At 68.0% G+C, this 21673-nt stretch carries 16 protein-coding genes; 5 read left to right on the top strand and 11 right to left on the bottom strand.

The features are described 5' to 3' along the window. Nucleotides 1-19: 19 nt before the first annotated feature. The 6 genes from AC1REM_RS14515 to AC1REM_RS14490 all read right to left on the bottom strand — a co-directional run bounded on the left by AC1REM_RS14515 (nt 20) and on the right by AC1REM_RS14490 (nt 6549). Nucleotides 20-973: an SDR family oxidoreductase gene (locus AC1REM_RS14515; protein ID WP_492515247.1), complete on the bottom strand. Its 954-nt coding sequence runs from the start codon at nt 971-973 to the stop codon at nt 20-22. Next, nucleotides 970-1944, bottom strand: coding sequence for a bile acid:sodium symporter family protein (locus AC1REM_RS14510; protein ID WP_492515246.1), 975 nt, complete (start codon nt 1942-1944; stop codon nt 970-972). Before AC1REM_RS14510 ends, AC1REM_RS14515 begins: the two co-directional genes overlap by 4 nt. After that, nucleotides 1941-3230 (bottom strand): flavin-containing monooxygenase, encoded by a 1290-nt coding sequence (locus AC1REM_RS14505; RefSeq protein ID WP_492515245.1) that lies wholly within the window; start codon nt 3228-3230, stop codon nt 1941-1943. Before AC1REM_RS14505 ends, AC1REM_RS14510 begins: the two co-directional genes overlap by 4 nt. Before the next feature lie 80 nt (nt 3231-3310). Further along, complete coding sequence (locus tag AC1REM_RS14500; RefSeq protein ID WP_492515244.1) at nt 3311-4033, bottom strand: sulfite exporter TauE/SafE family protein; 723 nt, start codon at nt 4031-4033, stop codon at nt 3311-3313. Nucleotides 4034-4039: 6 nt separating this feature from the next. Further along, complete coding sequence (locus AC1REM_RS14495) at nt 4040-5677, bottom strand: phospho-sugar mutase (RefSeq protein ID WP_492515504.1); 1638 nt, start codon at nt 5675-5677, stop codon at nt 4040-4042. 41 nt (nt 5678-5718) lie between these two features. Further along, nucleotides 5719-6549, bottom strand: a complete 831-nt coding sequence (locus AC1REM_RS14490) for a purine-nucleoside phosphorylase (RefSeq protein ID WP_492515243.1) — start codon at nt 6547-6549, stop codon at nt 5719-5721. Between the two features lie 119 nt (nt 6550-6668). Between AC1REM_RS14490 and AC1REM_RS14485 the strand changes: the two genes are divergently transcribed. Then, entirely contained in the window at nt 6669-8108 is a 1440-nt protein-coding gene (locus tag AC1REM_RS14485) for an NAD(P)H-quinone dehydrogenase (RefSeq protein ID WP_492515242.1), read from the top strand. A 57-nt stretch (nt 8109-8165) separates the two neighbouring features. Here AC1REM_RS14485 and AC1REM_RS14480 read toward each other — a convergent pair whose 3' ends face one another. Then, nucleotides 8166-9932 (bottom strand): acetyl/propionyl/methylcrotonyl-CoA carboxylase subunit alpha, encoded by a 1767-nt coding sequence (locus tag AC1REM_RS14480; RefSeq protein ID WP_492515241.1) that lies wholly within the window; start codon nt 9930-9932, stop codon nt 8166-8168. A gap of 107 nt (nt 9933-10039) precedes the next feature. Continuing rightward, complete coding sequence (locus AC1REM_RS14475) at nt 10040-10693, bottom strand: Maf family protein (RefSeq protein ID WP_492515240.1); 654 nt, start codon at nt 10691-10693, stop codon at nt 10040-10042. Between the two features lie 63 nt (nt 10694-10756). Between AC1REM_RS14475 and AC1REM_RS14470 the strand changes: the two genes are divergently transcribed. The 4 genes from AC1REM_RS14470 to AC1REM_RS14455 all read left to right on the top strand — a co-directional run bounded on the left by AC1REM_RS14470 (nt 10757) and on the right by AC1REM_RS14455 (nt 15162). Then, the gene (locus AC1REM_RS14470; RefSeq protein WP_492515239.1) at nt 10757-12124 is read left to right on the top strand and encodes a class I SAM-dependent RNA methyltransferase; all 1368 of its coding nucleotides are present in this window, start codon (nt 10757-10759) and stop codon (nt 12122-12124) included. Between the two features lie 59 nt (nt 12125-12183). Then, on the top strand, nt 12184-12903 hold the full coding sequence (locus tag AC1REM_RS14465) for a response regulator transcription factor (RefSeq protein ID WP_492515238.1): 720 nt from the start codon (nt 12184-12186) through the stop codon (nt 12901-12903). A gap of 61 nt (nt 12904-12964) precedes the next feature. Beyond that, a complete protein-coding gene (locus AC1REM_RS14460) occupies nt 12965-14137 on the top strand; it encodes a sensor histidine kinase (RefSeq protein WP_492515237.1) in 1173 nt (390 codons plus the stop codon). Next, entirely contained in the window at nt 14134-15162 is a 1029-nt protein-coding gene (locus tag AC1REM_RS14455; RefSeq protein WP_492515236.1) for a DUF8320 family protein, read from the top strand. Before AC1REM_RS14460 ends, AC1REM_RS14455 begins: the two co-directional genes overlap by 4 nt. A gap of 21 nt (nt 15163-15183) precedes the next feature. Here AC1REM_RS14455 and AC1REM_RS14450 read toward each other — a convergent pair whose 3' ends face one another. The 3 genes from AC1REM_RS14450 to AC1REM_RS14440 all read right to left on the bottom strand — a co-directional run bounded on the left by AC1REM_RS14450 (nt 15184) and on the right by AC1REM_RS14440 (nt 21235). After that, a complete protein-coding gene (locus tag AC1REM_RS14450) occupies nt 15184-16116 on the bottom strand; it encodes a class C sortase (RefSeq protein ID WP_492515235.1) in 933 nt (310 codons plus the stop codon). Nucleotides 16117-16191: 75 nt separating this feature from the next. Continuing rightward, on the bottom strand, nt 16192-17673 hold the full coding sequence (locus tag AC1REM_RS14445; RefSeq protein ID WP_492515234.1) for a SpaH/EbpB family LPXTG-anchored major pilin: 1482 nt from the start codon (nt 17671-17673) through the stop codon (nt 16192-16194). Between the two features lie 100 nt (nt 17674-17773). Continuing rightward, a complete protein-coding gene (locus AC1REM_RS14440; protein WP_492515233.1) occupies nt 17774-21235 on the bottom strand; it encodes an MSCRAMM family protein in 3462 nt (1153 codons plus the stop codon). Between the last annotated feature and the right edge of the window lie 438 nt (nt 21236-21673).

The following is a 21673-nucleotide window of genomic DNA, read 5'->3' as shown; positions in this document are numbered from 1 at the left end:
CGGAGTGCGACGCCGAACGCTATCGGCGGGCGACGCCCGGGTGCGTGGCGAGATACTCGTCGAACGCCTCGCTTGACGTCCGTGCGGGGGTGAAGCCGAAGTCGCGCTTCAGGCGCGTGTTGTCCAGCACCGGACGATAGCGCAGGAAGCGCACCTTCTCTGGGCCATGCACGGTCAGGCGCAGCATCCGACCAATGCGCAGCGCGAGCGACAGCGCGCCCGCCGGAACCGTGAGGAGCGGTTTGCGGAGGCGCGCAGCGATCTCGGTCACGCTCAGGGCGCCGTCGCCCGCGACATTGAAGATCCCGGCGGGACCGTCGGTCGCCGCGTGCACCATCGCCGCCGCCACGTCCTCCACCCAGACGAAGACGAAGGGGGAGTCGGAACCCGCGATGCGAAGGATGCGTGGCCCGTCCCAGAGTGCGGTGATCTGGTTCTGCACGGAAGGACCGAGAATCGTCCCGATGCGGAAGATCACCTGCGAAAGCTCCGGATGCGAGACGCGGTAGCCGGCCAGCATCTCTTCGACGAGCCGCTTGTGGCGTGAGTACGGGAACTCGTCGTTGCCGCGGATCGGCGCGTCCTCCGTGATCCAGGTGGGGTTGTCGGCGTGATACCCGTAGGCCGCACCCGAACTCGACACGACGAGGCGACGCACGCCCGCTTCCGCGCAGGCGGCGAGAACGTGCGCCGACCCCTCGACGTCCACTCGGTGTTCGAGATCGACGTCTCGTCCGGGATTCACGATCGCGGCGAGATGCACGACTGTGTCGATGTCGTAGCGGCGCAGGAGCGGAGCGAGCGCCGCCGCGTCTGTGACGTCTGCGACGACATCGATGACTCCGGGACGCGCGTCCGCGCCGATGCGGACATCACCCGAGACCACGAGCTCCACGTCGTCACGGGCAGCCAGCTGTCGGGCCACGTGCGAACCGAGAAAACCACCTCCGCCGGTGATCAGGATCCGCGTCACGGGCGCGCCTCGGACGCGGTCGTGCCCGTAGTCCTGTGTGCATGCGGGGTCGCGTCGCCCGTGGCACTGCCGGTGCGGCGCTTCGTGTGCCGGGCCCAGAGCCCCGCGAGGATGAGCCCGGCGACGATGTCCCAGATTCCCCACCAACCGGCGACGACGGCCATGCCGCCCAAGCCGCCGAAGAAGGCGAAGACGAGACCGAGGCCGAGACCTGCGTTGCGGATGCCGACCTCGAAGGTGATCGCCTTGCGCTCGCGGGTGCCGAGTCCGCCGAGTACGGCCGTCCCATAGCCGAGAGCGAGCGCGACGGCGTCGTGCAGAGCGACGACCGCGAGCACGACGCCGATGACGCTGAGGAAGACCGCCCAGTTGCCCACGAGCGCGCCCACGATGAACCCGACCAGGGCGATGAGGCTGAACCACTTCACGAACGGTTGCACGCGCGCGGCGAAGCGCGGGAACTTCGCGCGCAGCAGCAGCCCCACGGCGAACGGCAGGCCGATGATCAGGAAGATCTCAAGCAGCATCGTCCAGGGGTTGAGGGCGACCTCGTGCAGCAGGAGGCGCGCCGTCGGATGCAGCGACCCCCAGAACGCGATGCTCAGAGGCATCGCCACGATGTACAGGAGATTGCCGACGGCGGTCATCGACACCGACAGGGCCACATTGCCTCCGGAGCGATGCGTCAGCACCTGTGAGATGTTGCCGGGAGGACAGCACGCCACCAGGATCATCCCGAGCGCCATCGACGGTGTCACCGGCAGCACAAGGGTGAGCAGGAACGTCACCGCCGGCAGCAGGACCAGCTGGGCGCCGATCGCGATCGCGAAGGGCTTCGGATGCTTCGCGACGACCCGGAAGTCGCGCGGCGCCGTATCCAGCGCGATGCCGAGCATGATCAGCCCGAGCACGACATTGAGGATCATCAGGGTGCCGGGAGTGAAGTTCAGCACCACGTCATCGACGTTCATGCGTCCTCCAGCTTCTTCTTCTCGGCGCGCATCGCGCCACGGTAGGCGTCTTTGTTCACGTAATACGACATGCGGTCAAGCCCCAGGTAGTTGTAGCCGCCGGTCACATCCGGCCAGGCCTCGTTCGCGACGCGAGCGCGGAACCGCGAGGCGGCATTCGGAGCTGTGGCGACAGCGCGGAGATAGGTGGCGAGGAGCTCGGCCTGCTCGTATCTGCCCTGCCAGCCGATGCCGGATGCTTCGATCATCCCGACGACGAACAGCCCGTTGAAAGAGGCCGGAAACATGTTGAGGAACAGCCGCGGCGAGGCTCCGCGCCAGGCGAGATGCTCCTTCGCGACGAAGGGGTAGTCCAGTGTGTAGCCGGTGGCGAGGAGGACGAGGTCGTATTCATCGCTGGATCCGTCGCGGAAGTGGACCGTGTGTCCCTCGAAACGGTCGATGTCAGGACGGATGCGCAGGTCGCCCTGGCCGAGATGGTTCAGGATCAGCGTGTTGACGATCGGATGCGACTCGTAGATCTTGTAGTCCGGCTTCGGGAACCCGAAGCGCTCGGGGTCGCCCGTGAAGGCGCGCAGAATGCGCGTGTCGATGAACTGCTTGATCCTCGCGGGCAGGGGCTTGCCCTGATTGAGGGTGTCGCTCGGACGACCGAACAGGTAGCGGGGGACGAAGTAGTAGCCGCGTCGCACACTCATGTCGATCGATGCCGCATGGTGCACGGCGTCCACGGCGATGTCGCATCCGGAGTTGCCGGCGCCGATCAGCAGCACACGCTTTCCAGTGAGCAGAGACGCGTCCTTATAGGCGCTCGTGTGCAGGATCTCGCCGTCGAAGGTGCCGCGGAAGCCCGGCACATTCGGCTCTGCGAGCGTGCCGTTGGCGAGGATGACACCGTCGTACCACTGCGTGCTCGATCCGGAGGCGTCCTCGGCTGTGAGATCCCAGCCCCCGTCGCGGGGCTCGAGATGTGTGACGCGGGTGTCGAAGCGGAAGCGCTCGCGCAGTCGGAAGTGGTCGGCGTAGTCGCCGAAGTAGCCCTGCAGGACACGGTGTCCGGGGTAGTCGACGCGGCTGCGCATCGGGAACTCAGTGAACTCGGTCGTCGTGCGTGAGGAGATGAGATGCGCCGATTCATACATCGTGCTGCGCGGATTCGTGATGTCCCAGAGGCCGCCGACATCGTGCGAGGCCTCGAATCCGTCGAAGGCGACGCCGGCCTTCTGCAGCGCGCGGGCGGCGGCCAGGCCCGAGGGGCCGGCGCCGATGATGGCGTAGGTACTCATACGTCTCCTGCACGTCGTCGTGCTCCCGGTTCGGGTACCGGGATGCTTCCCGCGGGAAGTGTCTCTGATGTTAGCGGTAATTAACCGAAGAGCGCGATGCTCGCCCGTACGAGGACGACGATCGCTCCCGCCCAGGCGAAGAACAGCATGGCATGGCGGGCGATGTGCGGGGGAACGACGCGCACCAGGAACGCGCCGCCGATGATCCCGAGCGCGGTGGCAGCAGCCAGCACCGCCACATCGAGCGGAGGGGACACGGGCATTCCGCGGAGGAGCACCGAGGCGATTCCGAAGCCGAGGAAGATCACCTGCGCGCTCGCGGCGAATCGGCGCTGGTCCCAGCGATCGCCGACCGCGAAGGCGGCGAGGGCGGGACCGGAGAGTCCGCTCGCGGCGTGCATGAAGCCCGCCACCGCGCCGGAGACGGCAGCGCCGCCACGGCCCCGCAACACCTGCGACACGGACGAGAGGCGGCTCGCGGTCAGAGCCAGCACCGCCATCGCTCCGATGAGGAAGAGCAGGGCAGGCTCCGGGAGTAACCGGGTCACGAGCGCGCCGAACGGAGCTGCGAGCACGCCGGCGCCGAGCAGCCACAGCGTGCGCCGCCAGTCGACGTCGCGCCACGCGGAGGGCACGGCGATGACCGAAGCGATCACCGCGAGGAAGACGGCGAGCGTGACGCCCTCGATCGGCCCGTACGCGAGGACGATCGGGCCGATCAGGACGAGCACGAAGGCGAGTCCGGTGATGCGCTGGATCAGCGCCGCGATCAGTGCCGCGACGCCGACGAGGGCGAGGGTCACCGGTGCTCAGGAAAGCGCATCGAGCAGAGCGCGCACGCCTGTCTCAAGCGCGGCGACCTGTCGCTGTGCATCCGCCGTCGTGACCGCGCGCGCATCGATGTAGACCTTGAGCTTGGGCTCGGTGCCGCTGGGCCGAACGATCACGCGGGACCCGTCCGACAGCCGATAACGCAGGACATCACCCGTCGGGCTTCCCGGAGCCGCCTGGAGCAGGTCCTCCGCCGAATCGATCGGCGTGTCCCCGACCGCGGTCGGAGGAGACTGGCGCAGCGCCGCCATGATGCGACCGATGAGGGAGACATCCTCGACCCGGATCGAGACCTGACCACTCGCGAACGCACCGATCTCGGCGGTCAGCTCGTCGAGCAGATCGGCGATCGTTACTCCGCGGGCGCGGGCATCCGCCGCCATTCCGAGCAGCGCCACGGCCGACGAGATACCGTCCTTGTCGCGCACGGTCTCCGGGTTCACGAGGTATCCGAGGGCCTCCTCGTAGCCGTAGACGATGCCGGGAGCACGGGAGATCCATTTGAAGCCGGTGAGCGTCTCGTGGAAGTCGAGTCCGTAGGCCTCGGCGATCGCGCCGAGCCCGGGGGAGGAGACGAGCGAGCAGGCGAGGGATGCTCCGGGCGTGCCCTGCGCGGCGCGTGCGGCGCGCCAGCCGAGCAGCAGTCCGATCTCGTTTCCGGACAGGCGACGCCAGCCGCCGGTGGCCGTCTGGTCGGGAATCGCGACGGCGAGGCGATCCGCATCCGGGTCATTGGCGATGATGAGCTGCGCGCCGACGGCGCGGGCGCGGGCGAAGGAGAGCTCCATCGCGCCGGGCTCCTCCGGGTTGGGGAACGCGACGGTGCGGAAGGACGGGTCGGGCAGCAGCTGGGCGTCCACCGTGCGCGGTGCCGGGTAGCCAGCGTGTGCGACGACGCGGGAGAAAGTCTCCCAACCGACGCCGTGCATGGCGGTGTAGACCCAGCGCAGGCCCGCCGCAGCCTCGGGAGCGGGCGCGACAGCGGCCGTCGCGCGGATGTACGCGTCGATGACGGACTCATCCGCGGTCTCGAACTCCGCAGAGCGCGGGAGGGCGGTGATGTCACCGAGTGCGGCCACGCGTTCGATGTGCGCCGCGATCTCGGCATCCGAGGGCGAGACGATCTGTGCGCCCTCGTCGGATCCGCCGAGATAGACCTTGTAGCCGTTGTCGTTCGGCGGGTTGTGGCTCGCAGTGACCATGACTCCGGCATCCGCGCCGAGGTGACGCACAGCGAAGGCCAGCACCGGCGTCGGCAGCAGCCGCGGCAGGAGGATCGTGCGCAGCCCGGCGCCGGCGAAGAGCTCCGCCGAGTCCGTGGCAAAGGTGCGCGAGTTCTTGCGGCCGTCGTAGCCGATCACGACCGTCGGACGGCGCCCGGTCCCGGCGCGCTCCACGAGGAACGCCGCGAATCCGGCGGCCGCCTGGGCGACGAGCACGCGGTTCATGCGATTGCTGCCAGCCGCGAGCGCGCCACGCAGGCCCGCCGTTCCGAACTCCAGACGCGAGCCGAAGCGGTCGTCAAGGTCGGCGAGTGCCGCGGCATCGCCACTCGCCGCGCGCGTGATGATGCCTGCGAGCTCGTCGCGCGTCTCGGGGTCGGGGTCCTGGCGCATCCACGCCCGCGCCTGCGCGATGCGTTCGTGACCGGCGGCGCTCACAGCGCCTCGATGATCTGCGCGAGCAGCGACGAGATGACGGGCTCGGCTTCGCGGCCCGCGGCGATCACCTCTTCGTGGCTGAGGGGCGTGGTCTGGATGCCTGCGGCCAGATTCGTGATGAGCGACATCCCGAGCACTTCCATGCCCGCCTCGCGCGCGGCGATGGCCTCGAGCGCCGTGGACATGCCCACGATGTGTCCGCCGATGATCTTCGCCATCTGCACCTCGGCGGGCGTCTCGTAGTGCGGACCGCGGAACTGGCAGTACACGCCCTCGTCGAGAGAAGGATCGATCCCGCGCGCGATGTCGCGCAGACGGGACGAGTACAGGTCGGTGAGGTCCACGAACTTCGCACCCTCGAGCGGCGAGTCGGCCGTCAGGTTGATGTGGTCGCTGATGAGCACCGGAGTGCCCGGCTTCCACGTCTCCTTGATGCCTCCGGCACCGTTGGTCAGCACCATCGTGCGTGCGCCGGTCGCGGCGGCCGTGCGTACGCTGTGCACGACGCGGCGGACACCGTGCTGCTCGTAGTAGTGCGTGCGTGCGCCGATCACGAGGACGCGCTTGCCGGAAGGCGTGAGGATCGAGCGCAGCGTGCCCGAGTGTCCGACGACCGCGGCAGCGGTGAACCCGGCGACCTCCGTCGCGGGGATCGCGGCGACCGTCTCGCCGAGGAGATCGGCGGCCTTGCCCCAGCCGCTTCCGAGCGTGACGGCGATGTCATGGCTCTCGACGCCGGTCAGGCGCGCGATGTCCGCGGCGGCCTGCGCGGCGATCTCCTGGGGGAGTGCGGCGGGGTCATCGAGAGGGTTGTGCCATTCAGTCATGAGATACACCCTAAGACGCCGGGGCGCATTTCCGGCAGGTCGCGCGCGCATGAGCGCGTCTGCCGCCTCGTGCCCGCGCGCGGTCGGCGTGTCCGAGTGCGGGGTGGGACAATGGAGCCATGGCGTCTTCTCCTTTCGAGCGTACTCAGCGTGTTGCCGTGCTCGGCGGCGGTCCCGGTGGATATGAGGCGGCGCTCGCCGCAGCCCAGCTCGGCGCAGAGGTCACGCTCGTCGAGCGCGTGGGGGTCGGCGGATCCGCGGTGCTGACCGATGTCGTTCCGTCGAAGAGCCTGATCGCGACAGCCGATGCCGCGGTCGCGATCTCCGAGGCATCCGATCTCGGCGTGCAGTTCTACGCAAAGGGCGGCGACGGCAAGCCACTCAAGCCTCAGGTCGCCATCAACCTCGCCGCCGTCAACAAGCGCCTGCTGGCCCTCGCGCGTCAGCAGTCGGATGACATGCGCGCCACGCTGATCGAAGCCGGTGTGCGCCTCATCTCCGGTCACGGCCGTGTCGAGGGCCCCAACGCCGTCGTCGTCTCGACCGGCCCCGGAGGAACCGATTTCGATCGGATCGAGGCCGACACGCTCGTCGTGTCGGTGGGTGCGTCGCCGCGTGAGCTCGACTCCGCCAAGCCCGATGGCGAGCGCATCCTCACCTGGACCCAGCTCTACGACATGAAGGCGCTGCCCGAGCACCTCATCGTCGTCGGATCCGGCGTCACCGGTGCCGAGTTCGCCTCCGCCTACATGAACCTCGGTGCGAAGGTCACGCTGATCTCCAGCCGCGACCAGGTTCTCCCCGGTGAGGACGAAGACGCCGCGCACGTGCTTGAGAAGGTCTTCAAGCGCGGCGGGATGCAGGTGCTGGCGAAGTCCCGCGCCGACAAGGTCGAGCGTCAGGGAGACGGCGTCGTCGTCACGCTCTCCGACGGACGCACCGTCGAAGGCAGCCACTGTCTCATGGCGGTCGGTTCGATCCCGAACACCCGGGGAATCGGTCTCGAAGAGGCGGGTGTCGAGCTCACCGAGTCGGGCCACGTGCGCGTCAACAAGGTGGCCCGCACGTCGGTGCCGAACATCTACGCGGTCGGTGACTGCACGAACTTCTTCCCGCTCGCATCCGTCGCCTCGATGCAGGGACGCACCGCCGTCTTCCACGCGCTCGGCGACATCGTGATCCCGCTGGAGCAGCGCAAGATCACCTCGAACATCTTCACCGCACCCGAGATCGCGACGGTCGGCTGGGGCGAGGCGGATGTCGAGGCGGGCGTCGCCGACGGCATCGTCTACAAGCTGCCCCTCTCCGCCAACCCGCGGGCGAAGATGATGGGCATCAAAGACGGCTTCGTGAAGATCGTCGCGCGCAAGGGCTCCGGGACGGTCATCGGCGGCGTGATCGTCGCCCCCAAGGCATCCGAGCTCATCTACCCGATCGCCGTCGCCGTCGAACGGCGTCTGACGGTCGATCAGGTCTCCCGTGTCTTCGCCGCCTACCCGTCGCTGTCGGGCAGCATCACGGATGCGACGCGAGCGATGCACCTCTTCAACATCTCCTGAGCCCACCGGGCACGAGAAAGGCGCTTCCGCATTCGCGGAAGCGCCTTTCTTCGCTGATCAGGAGATCGTCAGAAGCTGGTGTCCGGCGGATACCGTCTCACCGGCGGTGGCGTTCACGTTGCCGATGACGCCGTCCTTGTGCGCCTGCAGCGGCTGCTCCATCTTCATGGCCTCGAGCACAACGACGAGGTCGCCCTTGACGACCTGCTGGCCCTCTTCGACGGCGAGCTTGACGACCGTCGCCTGCATGGGCGACTTGACGGCGTCGCCCGAGGCGCCCGCGGATGCGGTGGTGGCGTGGCTGCGACGCGAGGGCGGCACGGCGGCGGGACGGCCCGCGGTCCCTGCGGCCACGGCGACGCGGTCGGGGAGTGAGACCTCGAGGCGCTTTCCGCTGACCTCGACGACGACCGTGTGGCGCCCAGAGGTGACGGCGGGATCCTCCAGCTCGCCGTCCCATGCCGGGATGTCGTTGACGAACTCGGTCTCGATCCAGCGCGTGAAGACGTCGAACTTCTCGCCGTCACCCACGAAGGCGGGGTCGCGGACGACCTTGCGGTGGAAGGGGATCACCGTCGGAAGGCCGGCGACCTCGAACTCGTCAAGGGCGCGGCGTGCGCGTTCCAGCGCCTCATCGCGGTCCTTGCCCGTGACGATGATCTTCGCCAGCAGCGAGTCGAAGGCGCCGGAGACGGCGTCGCCGGCGGTGACGCCGGAGTCCAGACGGATGCCGGGGCCGCCGAAGGTCTTGAAGACGTGGATCGGACCCGGCTGGGGAAGGAAGCCTCGGCCGGGGTCCTCGCCGTTGATGCGGAACTCGAAGGAGTGGCCCTGCGGCGTTGGGTCGTCGTAGTCGATGAGGCCGCCTGCGGCGATGCGGAACTGCTCGCGCACGAGGTCGATGCCCGTGATCTCCTCCGAGACGGGGTGCTCGACCTGCAGACGGGTGTTGACCTCGAGGAAGGAGATCGTGCCGTCGGCGCCGATGAGGAACTCGCAGGTGCCCGCACCGACGTAGCCGACCTCGCGCAGGATCGCCTTGGAGGCCTCGTAGAGGATGCGGTTCTGCTCGTCGCTCAGGAACGGCGCGGGCGCCTCTTCGACGAGCTTCTGGTGGCGACGCTGCAGCGAGCAGTCACGCGTCGAGATGACGACGACATTGCCCGCGGAGTCCGCGAGGCACTGGGTCTCGACGTGGCGCGGCTTGTCGAGGTACTTCTCGACGAAGCACTCGCCACGTCCGAAGGCGCTGATCGCCTCGCGGGTCGCGGATTCGAAGAGCTCGGCGACCTCGTCGAGTTCGCGGGCGACTTTGAGGCCGCGGCCGCCGCCGCCGTAGGCCGCCTTGATGGCAATGGGCAGGCCGACCTCCTGCGCGAAGGCGATGACCTCGTCGGCGCCCGAGACGGGGCCGGGGGTGCCGGGAGCGAGTGGTGCGCCCACCTTCTCGGCGACGTGGCGTGCGGTGACCTTGTCGCCGAGCGCCTCGATCGCCTCAGGAGAGGGGCCGATCCAGATCATGCCGGCACCGATGACGGCGCGCGCGAAGTCGGCGTTCTCAGCGAGGAATCCGTAGCCGGGGTGCACGGCGTCGGCACCGGAGCGGCGGGCGACCGAGAGGATCTTGTCGATCTGCAGGTAGGTCTCGGCGCTCGTCGCGCCGCCGAGGGCGTAGGCCTCGTCGGCCAGACGCGCGTGCATGGCGTCGCGGTCCTGGTCGGCGTAGACGGCGACGGACGCGAGTCCGGAGTCGCGGGCGGCACGGATGATGCGGACGGCGATCTCGCCGCGGTTGGCGATGAGCACCTTGGCGATTTCAGGCATGAATGTCAGCCTAGCGACGTGCGAGGCGATCGTTTTGACGACTCCCCACAAGAAATGAGCGAAGTCGTGTTCTAAACCCTACGAGCGCTCGCGGACGCGCGATGCGTTCAGCCCTGCGAGCGGTTCCACAGATCAGTCCAGGTCACTCCGAGTTCGCCCGTGAGTCGCCGCAGCGTCGACAGCGACATCCCGACGACGGTGGACGGATCGCCCTCGACTCGGTCGATGAAAGCGCCGCCCAGACTGTCGATCGTGAAGGCCCCAGCGACGAACAGCGGTTCGCCGCTGGCCACGTACGCGGCGATCTCCGCATCGCTGACGTCAGGCGAGAACGACACGGAAGCCTCCGCGATCGCGTGTGCTTCGACGGCCGGCTGCCCGGGGCACACGCGGTAGACGCTGTGCCCGGAGTGCAGCACGCCGGTGCGCCCGCGCATCTCCGCCCACCGCCGGGTCGCCTCTTCTGCCGTGTGCGGCTTTCCGTAGACGCGGCCGTCGAGCGCGAACATCGAGTCGCCGCCGATCACGATGCCGTCGAAATCCGGCTGGTCCGTCTGCAGTCGCCCGACGACGTCGGCGGCCTTGGCGCGACCGAGGAGGAGGACGACCTCCTCCGGTGACAATGGCGCGCCGCGTTCGGCTTCCGCGGCATCCGCGACAGCATCCTCATCCACCTCGGGAGCCATCGTGATCGGCTCGATGCCGCTCTGCCGGAGCAGGGCGAGTCGGGCGGGGGAGGTCGAGGCCAGGCAGACGCGCATGCACCCACGCTACTGCGTGGGCGCGCACAGGTTCAGGTGCAGGAAGTGTGGGATTCTGGAGGGATGACTTCTTCTGCCGCATCCGCGCCCGTGATCGAGCTTGAGGTGACCGGCATCGCCCACGGCGGCGTCGGCGTCGCCCGTCACGACGGACGCGTCGTCTTCGTCTCGGACGCGATCCCCGGGGAACGCGTGCACGCGCGCGTCAGCGACGACTCGAAGGCGTCGTTCTGGCGTGCGGAGACGGTGGAGGTGCTGGATGCCTCCGCGCATCGGGTCGCGCACGTCTGGCCGGAGGCAGACGTGGCGGTTGCGCCCGAGCAGCGACCGGGCGGAGCCGAGTTCGGTCACATCGCCCTGGCCCATCAGCGCACCCTGAAGCAGACCGTCCTGCGGGAGTCACTGCAGCGCATGGGCAAGGTCGAGACGGACCCGACGATCGTCGCTGCGGGCGGCGAGGGTGAAGAGAGCGCGGATGGGACGGGCTGGCGCACACGCCTGAGCCTGCACGTCGACGAGGCGGGCCGGGTCGGCCCCTACGCTGCGCGCAGCCACTCCGTGATCGAGGTCGGATCCCACCCGCTCGCGGTGTCGGGAATCGAGTCCGTCGCCCTCACGCTGGACGGCCTGGAGCCTGGCCGCGTCGACCTCGTCCAGGCATCCGACGGCATGGTGCGCGTCCTCTCGCGTCCTGAGCCCGCGGGCCGACGTGGCCCCGCCGGGCAGGGCCGCGCGAAAGACACCCCGCGCGGCGACCGTCGCCGCCGCGGACGAGGCGCAGCGGCACGCTCCGAGCGTCCCGCCCCGCGTCCGCTCGATCCGCAGCTGTTCTCGACGATCATCGAGCGCGTGGGCGACCGCGAGTTCTCGCTCGACGCCGGTGGATTCTGGCAGGTGCACCGGCTCGCACCGGCCACGCTCACGCGAGCCGTCACCGATGCGGTTGCCACGCTCGACTTCGACCCGGAAGCCGCCAACCTCGATCTCTATGGCGGTGTGGGGCTTCTCGCCGCGGCGCTGGGTGACATCGGCGGGTCCGGCACACGCGTCACGAGCGTCGAGGCGGACGCACGCGCGACCGAGCACGCCGGTGAGAACCTCGCCGAGTGGATCGGCGCCCGCGCCGAGACCTCCCGTGTCGACCGCTACCTGGCACGACTGCTCGCGGATGCGAGTCCTCTGGAGCGCGCACGTCTGCGCCGCGGCACCGTCGTTCTCGACCCGCCGCGCTCCGGCGCCGGCGCCGAGGTCGTGCGGTCTCTCGCCCGGCTGCAGCCGGATGGCATCGTCTACGTCGCCTGCGACCCCGTCGCGCTGGCGCGTGATGTCGCGACTTTCGGCGAGGCGGGCTACCGCCTCCGTCAGGTGACGGCGTACGACCTGTTCCCGCATTCGCACCACGTCGAAGCCGTCGCGGTGCTCTCGCGGTGAGTTCGCTGGTTGTGGAGACGTTTCCGGGCGAAATGGGTCTGCGCCGCTAGGCTGACTCCATGAGTTGCATCGCCCTGATCGACGATCACGAATCCGTGCGCCTCGGCTTGGCCGCAGCACTGGAGAGTGCAGGCTTCACCGTGGTCTTCTCGGGCGCCGGTGTGGGTGAGTATCTGGCTGCGCGTCGGCGCACGGTGCCGACGCCTGCCGATGTCGTGCTGCTCGACCTGACGCTCGGTGACGGTACGACCGTGACAGAGAACGTGACCCGTCTTGTCGTCGACGGGTCGAGCGTCGTGATCCACAGTGTCGCGGATCGCCCGGCGGCCGTGCGGGAGGCGCTGGCCGCGGGTGCTGCCGGTGTCATCAGCAAGTCGTCCCCGCTCGATGACGTCCTCGCCGCAGTGAAGACCGTGGCTCGCGGCGAGGCACTGAACAACGTGGAGTGGGCGAGTGCCGTCGAGGGCGACCGTGCGTTCGCGGATGCGCAGCTGTCGGGGCGCGAGCGTGAGGTACTGCGCCTGTACGCCACGGGTCTTCCTCTCAAGGTCGTCGCGGAGCGTCTCGGTGTGGCGTACTCGACGGCGAAAGAGAACATCACCCGCATTCGTGTGAAGTATGTCGATGTGGGGCGTCCGGCGCCGACCAAGGTCGACCTGCTTCGGCGAGCGATGGAAGACGGCATCCTCACCGCGCCCAAGGACTCGGTGTCGCTCGACACCGTGCCGCTCGACGTCGTGGCGGATGTCGCTGACGCTGCACCCTCCGCGGGGAACTGACCGCGTGTCCGCGGACGCGTCTATTCGCCTGGCCTGGGGGCAGATCCCCTCGCCAGGAGAGGTGGGCAGCGAACTCGAGCGCTTCGCCGGACGGCGCATGGATCGCATCATCGCGATCGTCGTCGGGGTGGGGTCGCTGGCGCTCGGTGTGCAGGCGCTGCTCGCGGCGCTCGGCGGGATGCAGAAGGCCACGTTCTCGCACTCCCTCGTGATCATGCTCGTCTTCGTGCCGTGGGCTCTGATGCTCATCACGTGCGTGATCGGTCGAGGCATGCGCGTGGCTGCGGGTGTCTTCGCTTCGACTTACCTGATCGTCCTGCTGCTCTGGCCCTTCGTGGCGATCCGCGCAGGAGCCGACCCGGCGGATCAGCCGTGGATCTTCTATCTCGTGAACGTCGCCGGAACGGCCACCGTGGTCGCCTTTCCGCTCGTGCTCCAGGTCGCCTGGGTGTTCGTCGGACCCCTGCTGTACGGAGCGGTCCGGCTGATCCAGGGCGGGTTCCAGCCGGAGTTCTGGATCACGACCGCGTTCGACGTGTCGTTCACGCTGATCCTGGGTGGGGTCCTCGTCGCCCTGGGATGGATGTTCCGCTCGGTGGCCGCCGGTGTCGACGATGCCCGCGGACGTGCGGTCGCGTCCTACGCAGACGCGGCCTCCGCCGCGGCACTCGAGGAAGAGCGCGTCGCGGTGGCGGCGCTCATGCACGACAGCGTGCTCGCAGCGCTGATCTCAGCCGAGCGCGCACACAGCGACCGTGAGCGAGACCTCGCCGTCGGCATGGCCAGGGAGGCGCTGACGCGCCTCGCGAACGCCGAAGCATCCACTCTGCAAGAGGGCAACGATACACCTGTCCAGATCGAGCGCATCGTGGACGACCTCTGCAGTGCTCTCGCGGAGCAGGACGTCGCTCCGGTGGTGGAGCAGTTCGGAACCGGTGTCGTCCCCGATCGCGTGGCCCGCGCGATCGCTCTCGCCGCGCGCCAGGCGATCGGCAACGCCGCGGAGCATGCGCAGGCGCGCGGTCTCGAGGTCATCGTCGAAGGCCATGGTGACACCGGGCTGACGGTGAAGGTGAGTGACCGCGGAGATGGCTTCGACCCGGATGAGGTGCCGGCCGACCGCCTGGGCATTCGCGGATCGATCCTGGCGCGCATGGCCGCCGTGGGCGGCACCGCAGCGATCGAGTCCGGGGCGGATGGCACGACGGTGACGCTGGGGTGGTCCGCGCGATGAGGCTCACCGTTCGCACTGTCGTCACGCTGCTCGCGCTGGGATTCGCGGTCTACTTCGCCTCGCGTGCGCTCTGGTGGACGATCCCACCGACCGAGCCCGTGCTGCTGATCGCGGCGATCCTGCTCTTTCTTGCCGTGGTGGTGTTTGCGGTGGCCGTCGGCGTGCGACGCAGCCGTCGCCTTCCGCTTCCCGCGACGCTCGTGGTCGTGGCGGCCTCGGCGCTGATTCCGAACATGGTGAACCTGGCTCTGCCGGCCGAGGCCCTTCGTGCGCCCTTCGCGACCTGGTACATCGGCGGTGTGGGCATTCTCTGCGTCGTCATCGCGGTGCGCCAGCGTCTCATTGCGGGGTGGGTCGCGCTGGGGCTCTTGGCTCTGTCTGCCGGGCTGTGGCTCGGTCTCGGCGATGCCTTGTCCCTCGGACTCGTCGGCTCGATCGTCTGGATGGTCATCGCGCACCTGCTCGTCACGTTCTGGGCGCGCGCGGTGCAGGACACCGAGCGTCTCGCGGGCATCCAGCAGGCCTCGTCCGCCTGGCATGCGACGCAGCAGGTCCGTCAGCGAGAGCGCCGCCTCCGGGTGCAGTATGCGCTCGCCGTCGCCGGACCCAGCCTCGCTCGCGTCATCGAGACGCGTGGTGACCTGCTTCCCGAGGAGCGGATCGAGGCACGCGTGGCGGAAGGGCGTCTGCGTGATGAGATCCGCGGCTCGAACCTGCTCAACGAGCAGGCGCGAGCGGCGATCGAGCGGTTGCGCAGGCACGGCGCCACTGTCACGGTCTTTGACGAGGGCGGCCTGGAAGACCTGAACGAGGTGCAGCGCGAGCGTGTGCGCACCGAACTCGCAGAGGTCATGCAGGCGGCGACATCCGCGCGCATCATCATTCGTGCACCGCGCGATGCGCAGCTCGTGGTGACGGTTGTGGGACGCTCGGCATTGGCGGAGTCAGCGGACGAGGATTCGGTGGAGCTCTGGCATGAGATCCGCCGTGACGATGCACCGCCGACCGGGGCCCCGAAGCGCTGAGCCAGAAGGCAGTCGCTCCTCCTACTCGTCCAGGGTGAGCCTCGCGGATTCCGCTGGGCGTCGACGGGGAAACCCGCCGAGTACGACGAGCACGACCGCGAGCAGCACGGCCAGGGCGAAGATCGCCGCCCACCACGGGAAGCCGGGGACATCGGGGGCCTGTCCGGCCTGTTCGATGTCGCGGATAGGGGTGGGGGTCACGCGTTCCGCCGTGACGAGAACGCGGTGCGTGTTGATGCCCAGGGGGGTGCAGGTGACCAGCGTGATGAGGTCCTCGCCCGCGACCGGCCGGAGCGTGTCGGTGTCCTGAGGCTCGACGACGCGAGTGTCGAACACCTCATAGGTGAGCACCTCGCCGAAGATCTCCACCGTGAACCGGTCGCCGATGCCGACGTGATCCAGGTCGTTGAACAGCGTGGCCTCGGGAAGGCCGCGGTGTGCGGTGAGCACGGAATGCTGCGAGCGCCCTCCGATCGGGAGCGATGTGCCCTCAAGGTGCCCGACGCCTTTGGCGAGGATGGCATCTGCGGTGCCGTGGTAGATCGGCAGATCGACATCGATGGTCGGAATCCGCAGACGCCCCATCACCCCCGTCGAGGTCGCATTGAGAAGTGAACTGTACTCGAACTGGCTAACCTCCTCGGAATCGGAGATCGGCTTGTTGGAGTTGGCTGCGAGGAGAGCCCCGCTCTCGAGCAGCTTGTTGTACTGCTCCGCACGGGAGAGCTCGTCCGCGAGATCAGGGAGAGGCATCGCGTTCTGCTCCCCGGAGACATCGACGATGAGCTGCGATTGGTAGTACTGCGAGAACCAGCTGGCGACCTGGGGATACTCCAGCACCCCTACGCCGATCAGCATCACGATGACCGCAGCCAACGTCGCCCATGGAGTGCGCCAGCGCTTCTGCTCGATGGTGAGCTCGGACTCCGTCGGTGCAGGGTGTGTTCGCGTCATCTTCGTTCCCTCCTCTGAGAACAGGGACGGGAAGGATGTGCCCTTCCCGTCCCTGTCAGCCCTGCCTTCAGCAGATCAGTGCTGGTTCCGTCGGGCCATCATGAGACCGCCAGCGGCGACGAGCAGCAGCGCGATGCCGCCGACGGCGAACCAGAGCGCGCCGTCCCCACCGGTCATCGGAAGGATGGGCCCGTTGACCGGCGTGTTCGCGACATCGATGTGCGCGAGTGTGGTTGCGGTTCCTTCGGCCTTGACGGTGATGGCGCGCGGGGTGGTGTCCTTCACGAAGCCCACGGGCTCCTGCGTCTCCACGACGCAGTACACACGCGAGGCCGTCTCGTTGTTCTTGCCCACGTAGAGTCCCGCGATGCTGACGATGCCGTTCGCGCCCGAAGTGAACTCCGTCTGACCATTGACGCTCAGTGCCGCACCGAGCGTTCCGGTGCAGTCGGTGCCGTTGACGGAGTCATACACGGAGAACTTCGCGCCCTGCAGCGTCTTGGCCTTGTCTCCGGCCTGGTGCTTCAGGATCTCCGCAGGACCCCATTGGGTGGAGGCCTCCCCGAGCGTGACATCGTCACCACCGGAGTTCTGGAACGCTTCGTTGTTGATGTCGCCGACGCCGGTGACGGTGGTGCTGAACGACAGCGTGAACCGGGTGCCCGCCGGGAGTGTGTTCGCCCAAGCGATGCCATCCGGCGTGAGTGCTGCCGTGATCGTTCCGCCAGCGCCCGGAGGCGTGCTGAGCGAGTAGTTCGCGGCTGCGACGGCAGCAGGCGCGCTGCCCGGCGTGGTGTACGTGAAGGTGGACGCCGGCGTCGCCGCGTACGTCAGTCGGCTGTCGAGGTTGTCGATGAGCGAGAAGCTCGTCAGCGGGGCTCCGTCGTCGAACGAGCCGAGCGGCTTGGAGGTGAGTGTCCACGGCACCGTCGAACCGAGTCCGTGTCCGGTCGCATCCCCGACGGTCTTGGAGCCGTCGCCATCGACATTGTTCTTCGGGTACACGTGCACGGTGTAGAGCCAATCCACGGTGCTGGCGCTCTGGTTGGCATACGGCAGGGTGACGAGGAACTCCACCGAGGGGGTCGTGCCCGCAGGGGCAGCCGTCTCATCGACGTAGTAGAGGCCGAGCGGCAATCCGGAGAACGTCAGCGCGCCCGTGGCATCCGTATCACCGGAGACGGTTTCTGCCGTCGCCAGGCAGTAGGGCGCGGACACCGGAAGTGCCACGGCCTGTGCATCTGTCCATCCGGCAGCGGTCCCGAGATCCAACGGCACGCAGTCTCCGCCGGCGAGCATGCCGATGGGGGTGACCTCGAAGGTGACCCCGGCGAGCGGAGGCCGATTGATCGTCTGCTGAGTGCCGTCCGCCGGCTGTGACGTGCCGGAGCCGGCGTACTTGTGGATGACCAGCGAACCTTCCGTCGGTGCGCCGGGCTGCCCGGGGCCGACGTCGGCACTTGCCATGCTGGCGGTGCCGAGGACTCCGATCGTTGCGAGGGCGAGTACTCCCACCCCTGCAGTCAGCCGCCGAAGCGGCGTCTTCATGGTGTTCATGTGTTCTTCCTTTTCCCCTGTGCCGTCCCCAGACGGCGATTGAATGGTGTCAGTGCGGTGATACAGGTGTGTCGCGGGCGCAGTGCGCCACGGCGTGACGTCAGGCGCCGATGTCGTGAGACGTGCGAGCCCACAGGCGGCGAGTCGTGAAGAGCGTCAGCGATAGCAGCAGCACGCCGAGTCCAAGGAGTGCGTAGAAGTCCCTGCCGAGCCCGCCGGTGAGTGGCAGTGTCGGCGGCGGAGCGAGCGTGTTCTCGAAGGTGCCGACGACAATGTGCTGCGTCGTCGCGTCGACGGCGAAGGTATGCGGCGTCGTGTCGAGGAGGTAGCCCAGCGGGGCGGACGATTCGACAAGGGTGTAGTTGCCCCACGCGAGGTCGACGATGCGGAACTGCCCGGCGAGCCTGTCTCTGTCGAGCCCAGTGCATGCAGCATCGGTGGTCTCGATGCAGTCCCGCACCACGTTGTCGGGAGCCGTCATTCCCGGTCCGGTCAGAGTCCACTCAGATCCGCCGAGGCGTGTCGTCGTGCCGGTGATGACCTTTGTCCACGTCGCCGTGCCGAGGATCCGCGCGTTCACGACCGGGGCGGTGCTGGCACCGGCGACGGCGTTCGCTGCGGTGATCGTGATGGTGCGTGGCGTCGTGTCGGGCTGGAAGCCCTGAGGGGCAACAGTCTCGACGAGCGTGTACTGCCCCCACCCGAGGTTCTCGACTCTCAGGTATCCAGCCCTTGCGTCTTTGTCGGCGGCCGCTGCGCAGTCGGACGCGGACGCGCCCACGCAGTCGGCCACCGTGATCGTCGCTCCGCCGGCACCGGGACCCTGTAAGGTCCAGGTGCTGCCGCCGAGGTGTGTGGCGGGTGCATCGTTCGAGACCTTCTCCCACGAGATCGAGCTGGCGATCTGCTTGTTCACGTAGGCGCAATCGACGCGGCTGCCCGGGGCCACGCCGGTCAGTGCCTGTGGCGCCGCGGAGGAGAGTGCGACCTCGAGGGGCTCCCCGACGGGAGGCGTGATCGTGCACGTGCCGCTGACGAACTGGTAGCCAGTCTGCTGCGTTTCCGAGACGGTCACGGTGGCTCGTGCGCTCGGTGTGCCGAAGGTCAGCCCCCAGTTCGCGACCCCGACACCGTTCGTCTGCAGCGAGTTCGCGGGTGAGCGTGTCACCGACCCCGAAGTCGCGGTGGTCGCCGCGTTGACCGTCCAGCCTGCGGCAGGTGCCGCGTTCTGCCCGTAGGCGTCTTGCACCGCCTTGGAGATCGAGACGGATGCCGTCAGAGGCGAGTTCACGAACTCGCACACGATCGCTTCGCCGACGCTGGGGATCGTGATCGACCCTGATGTCGTCGTGCCTGTTACGGCCGGACTCATAGGTTGTCCGTCCACCAGGCACTGGTAGCTCGTGGCGTAGTTCGATGCCTGCGCGCCACCGGCGAACGCCTCGGCGAACGTGAGCGTCGCGCCGCGGACGACCGGAAGAGGTCCGACGACCTGCGGCTGTACGCCTGTGGCACTGCCGCTGGTCGTCGTCGTTCCGAGTACGGTGCTGCCCTGCTGCAGCGTCAATGTGAACTGGTCCGTCGAGACGGCGCGTCCCTGAACGACCTTCTGCAGCTTGATCGTGGCCGGGGACGAGCAGGAGGCGAGGTCTGTGCTGTTGTCGAGGTTGCTCGTCACCAGCGCCGAGTTGGTCCACGCTGGCATGTCGTACGACCGCAGCTGACTGCTGGAACCCAGGTAGCCCTTGCCGCTCGCATCGAAGGCGATGCCGTTGACGTCGGAGCTGCTGGTTGTGATCGTCGCGCTCTGCGATGCGGCGATGACGCCGCCGCTGGCGGCGTTGAAGTTCGCAGCAGTGACGCTGAACACCGTTACGGCGCTCCCACGGCCGTGGATGACGAAGAGGTCGCCGGCCGCGTTGAAGGCGATATCGCCGTTGTTGCTGCCGCTTCCCATGTTGGTCTGGATGTAGCCGAGCTTCGTGAACGTGCCCGATCCCGCGTTGTAACGCCACAGATGAAACTCGTTGCCGTTGGACGTGTATCCGCCGAAGACGTAGGCGCCCGTGTTGAGGTTCACCGCTCCCGCGACGAGTGAGACGCTCGTCGCCTGGGAGTGCCCGGTGCTGTTCCAAACGCCCGTCGTGGTGTTGAACGTGTAGATGTTGGCGTCGGTGGCGTCATCTGTGCGGTTCATCGCATAGACCGTGCTGCCCCCGGCGCCGATCCCGAGTCCGTTCATGCTGCTCTGACCGGCAGAGGTTCCCACGTTTGTGCGAGTCCCGCCGGAAATGCGCTGCAGCTGCCCACCCTGGCTGATTGCGTAGACGTTCCCCGGGGTGCATACCGGCGCCATGCTCGGCAGGGTCTCGACGGCGAAGGTGCCGAAGTCGTGTCGATCGCCGGGCCATTGATCCGCGCCAGCGGTCTGGCGGTTTCCGGTCATCTCGATCCAGCTCGTGGTCTGCGTGAAGCGGTAACCGGCGGGTGCCTGCGCCTGCTGCACGCGATAGCGCCGCGTCGTCGACACCGTGTGCGTGCCGATCGTCTGCACGAGGAATTCGCCGTTGTCGGGATCCAGGTCTCCGGGACCGTTGTCAACGATCGTCGCGGAGTTCGCCGTCCAGCTGGGGTTGTTGTTGCTGTTGTCACGCGGGCCCTGGATGTTGAAGCTCGCTCCGCCGATGAGGGTCCCGTTGGGGTCTTTCACACTCCAGTAGACGTACGGTGTTGCCACCCCGGGGCCATCAGGTCCGACGAGCATCGGCGCGATCTCGACGGCTTCTCTGCTGGCGACGGGTGGCGGCGTCATCGTGATGTCTGAAGCGAGGAGGGTCTCGTCGGCGATGACGGCGACAGAGGCCCAGCGCGCATCGTCGCCGACGGCGAATCCCTCGGCGTCGATCGCGCGCACCCGGTAGTCGTGCTCCGGGAGCACGGGCATCGAGACGGCCTGCTCGTCGCCGTCGTCCGCGAAGGACTCCACACGGAAGACGCCGGGGGCAGGATCGAGATCGTCGCCCGCGTAGTCGGCGGCTCCGATATTGTCCTCGATCGAGGCCTTCGGAGCTGTCGCCCACGGTTCATCATCGCCGAGGTCGGTGACAGACGGCTCCCGTGGGCCCTGGACCATCACGGTCGCCCCGGCGACCGGCTTCCCTGTTTCGTTGACGAGTCGCCAGCGCAGCGCGGGAACTCGGGCCGCCTCCGGTGCCTTCAGGGCCTCGTCGGGCGCAGACTCCGGTGTCGTCACCGGGACGGTGGCATCTTCCTCTGGCGCAACCGTCGTCCCCGCATCCGGTTCTTCGGCAACCGGCGAGGGGGCGACCGGAGTCTCCTGTGCTGGTTGCTCCGACTGCGCAGCGTCTCCCGCGGGGATGCTCACCTCGGGTGTCGGAGTCGTGTCGTCGTCTGGCTGAGCGCTTGCTTCGGCGCCTGGTGCTGTCGCCGGGTCTTCCTCAGCGAGCGCGACTCCTGTGCCGCTGAATACGAGCGCGCCGGCGATCAGGCCGACGATGGCGGCTCGCGCTGAACGCGCGACAAATACCGTCGTGTTCCCCATGTGTGGGTCCCCAAACCCTCATCTGACGTATGGGATCGAACCGCCCCCAATGGCGGTCCAGATACGTCAGCCCCAGCTTGCGTGAACCATCTCCCAGTGACGGTCGGTGCAAGTGCGGTAAAGCTACTCGGTGCGCCGAAGAAAGGAGAACACCGGATCACGCTTCGTTATGAACTCGTGACATTAGCGGAGTCGTGGTTGGTGTGACTCAGCGCTCGTGCTGTAGAGAAGAGGAACGCTTGTGCGATAGAGAAGATGGGTGAGGGGCGGCGGAACCGCTCGCCCCTCACCAGTGCGGAACGATTACCCGAAAATCGTCCGCTTGTGGCCGGGATTCGTCTGTCTACCCTGGACAGAGAACCGGCCGAACGCGAAGCGTTGCAAGATCAATTGTGCGCGGGCGTAACCCTTATGTCTGTAGGTATTTTGGGGGACACG

The sequence above is a fragment of the Microbacterium sp. GW823-FHT02G05 genome, from assembly GCF_058797175.1.
The sequence above is the reverse complement of the archived record's forward strand: the minus strand, read 5'-3'. Positions and strand labels throughout refer to the sequence as shown.

Excerpts from the sequence above, each read along its gene's own strand:
- AC1REM_RS14510 (WP_492515246.1), bottom strand. The coding sequence starts at position 1,944 with ATGAACGTCGATGACGTGGTGCTGAACTTCACTCCCGGCACCCTGATG.
- AC1REM_RS14505 (WP_492515245.1), bottom strand. The coding sequence starts at position 3,230 with ATGAGTACCTACGCCATCATCGGCGCCGGCCCCTCGGGCCTGGCCGCC.
- AC1REM_RS14495 (WP_492515504.1), bottom strand. The coding sequence starts at position 5,677 with ATGCGCCAGGACCCCGACCCCGAGACGCGCGACGAGCTCGCAGGCATC.
- AC1REM_RS14490 (WP_492515243.1), bottom strand. The coding sequence starts at position 6,549 with ATGACTGAATGGCACAACCCTCTCGATGACCCCGCCGCACTCCCCCAG.
- AC1REM_RS14485 (WP_492515242.1), top strand. The coding sequence starts at position 6,669 with ATGGCGTCTTCTCCTTTCGAGCGTACTCAGCGTGTTGCCGTGCTCGGC.
- AC1REM_RS14480 (WP_492515241.1), bottom strand. The coding sequence starts at position 9,932 with ATGCCTGAAATCGCCAAGGTGCTCATCGCCAACCGCGGCGAGATCGCC.
- AC1REM_RS14475 (WP_492515240.1), bottom strand. The coding sequence starts at position 10,693 with ATGCGCGTCTGCCTGGCCTCGACCTCCCCCGCCCGACTCGCCCTGCTC.
- AC1REM_RS14470 (WP_492515239.1), top strand. The coding sequence starts at position 10,757 with ATGACTTCTTCTGCCGCATCCGCGCCCGTGATCGAGCTTGAGGTGACC.
- AC1REM_RS14465 (WP_492515238.1), top strand. The coding sequence starts at position 12,184 with ATGAGTTGCATCGCCCTGATCGACGATCACGAATCCGTGCGCCTCGGC.
- AC1REM_RS14455 (WP_492515236.1), top strand. The coding sequence starts at position 14,134 with ATGAGGCTCACCGTTCGCACTGTCGTCACGCTGCTCGCGCTGGGATTC.
- AC1REM_RS14450 (WP_492515235.1), bottom strand. The coding sequence starts at position 16,116 with ATGACGCGAACACACCCTGCACCGACGGAGTCCGAGCTCACCATCGAG.
- AC1REM_RS14445 (WP_492515234.1), bottom strand. The coding sequence starts at position 17,673 with ATGAACACCATGAAGACGCCGCTTCGGCGGCTGACTGCAGGGGTGGGA.
- AC1REM_RS14440 (WP_492515233.1), bottom strand. The coding sequence starts at position 21,235 with ATGGGGAACACGACGGTATTTGTCGCGCGTTCAGCGCGAGCCGCCATC.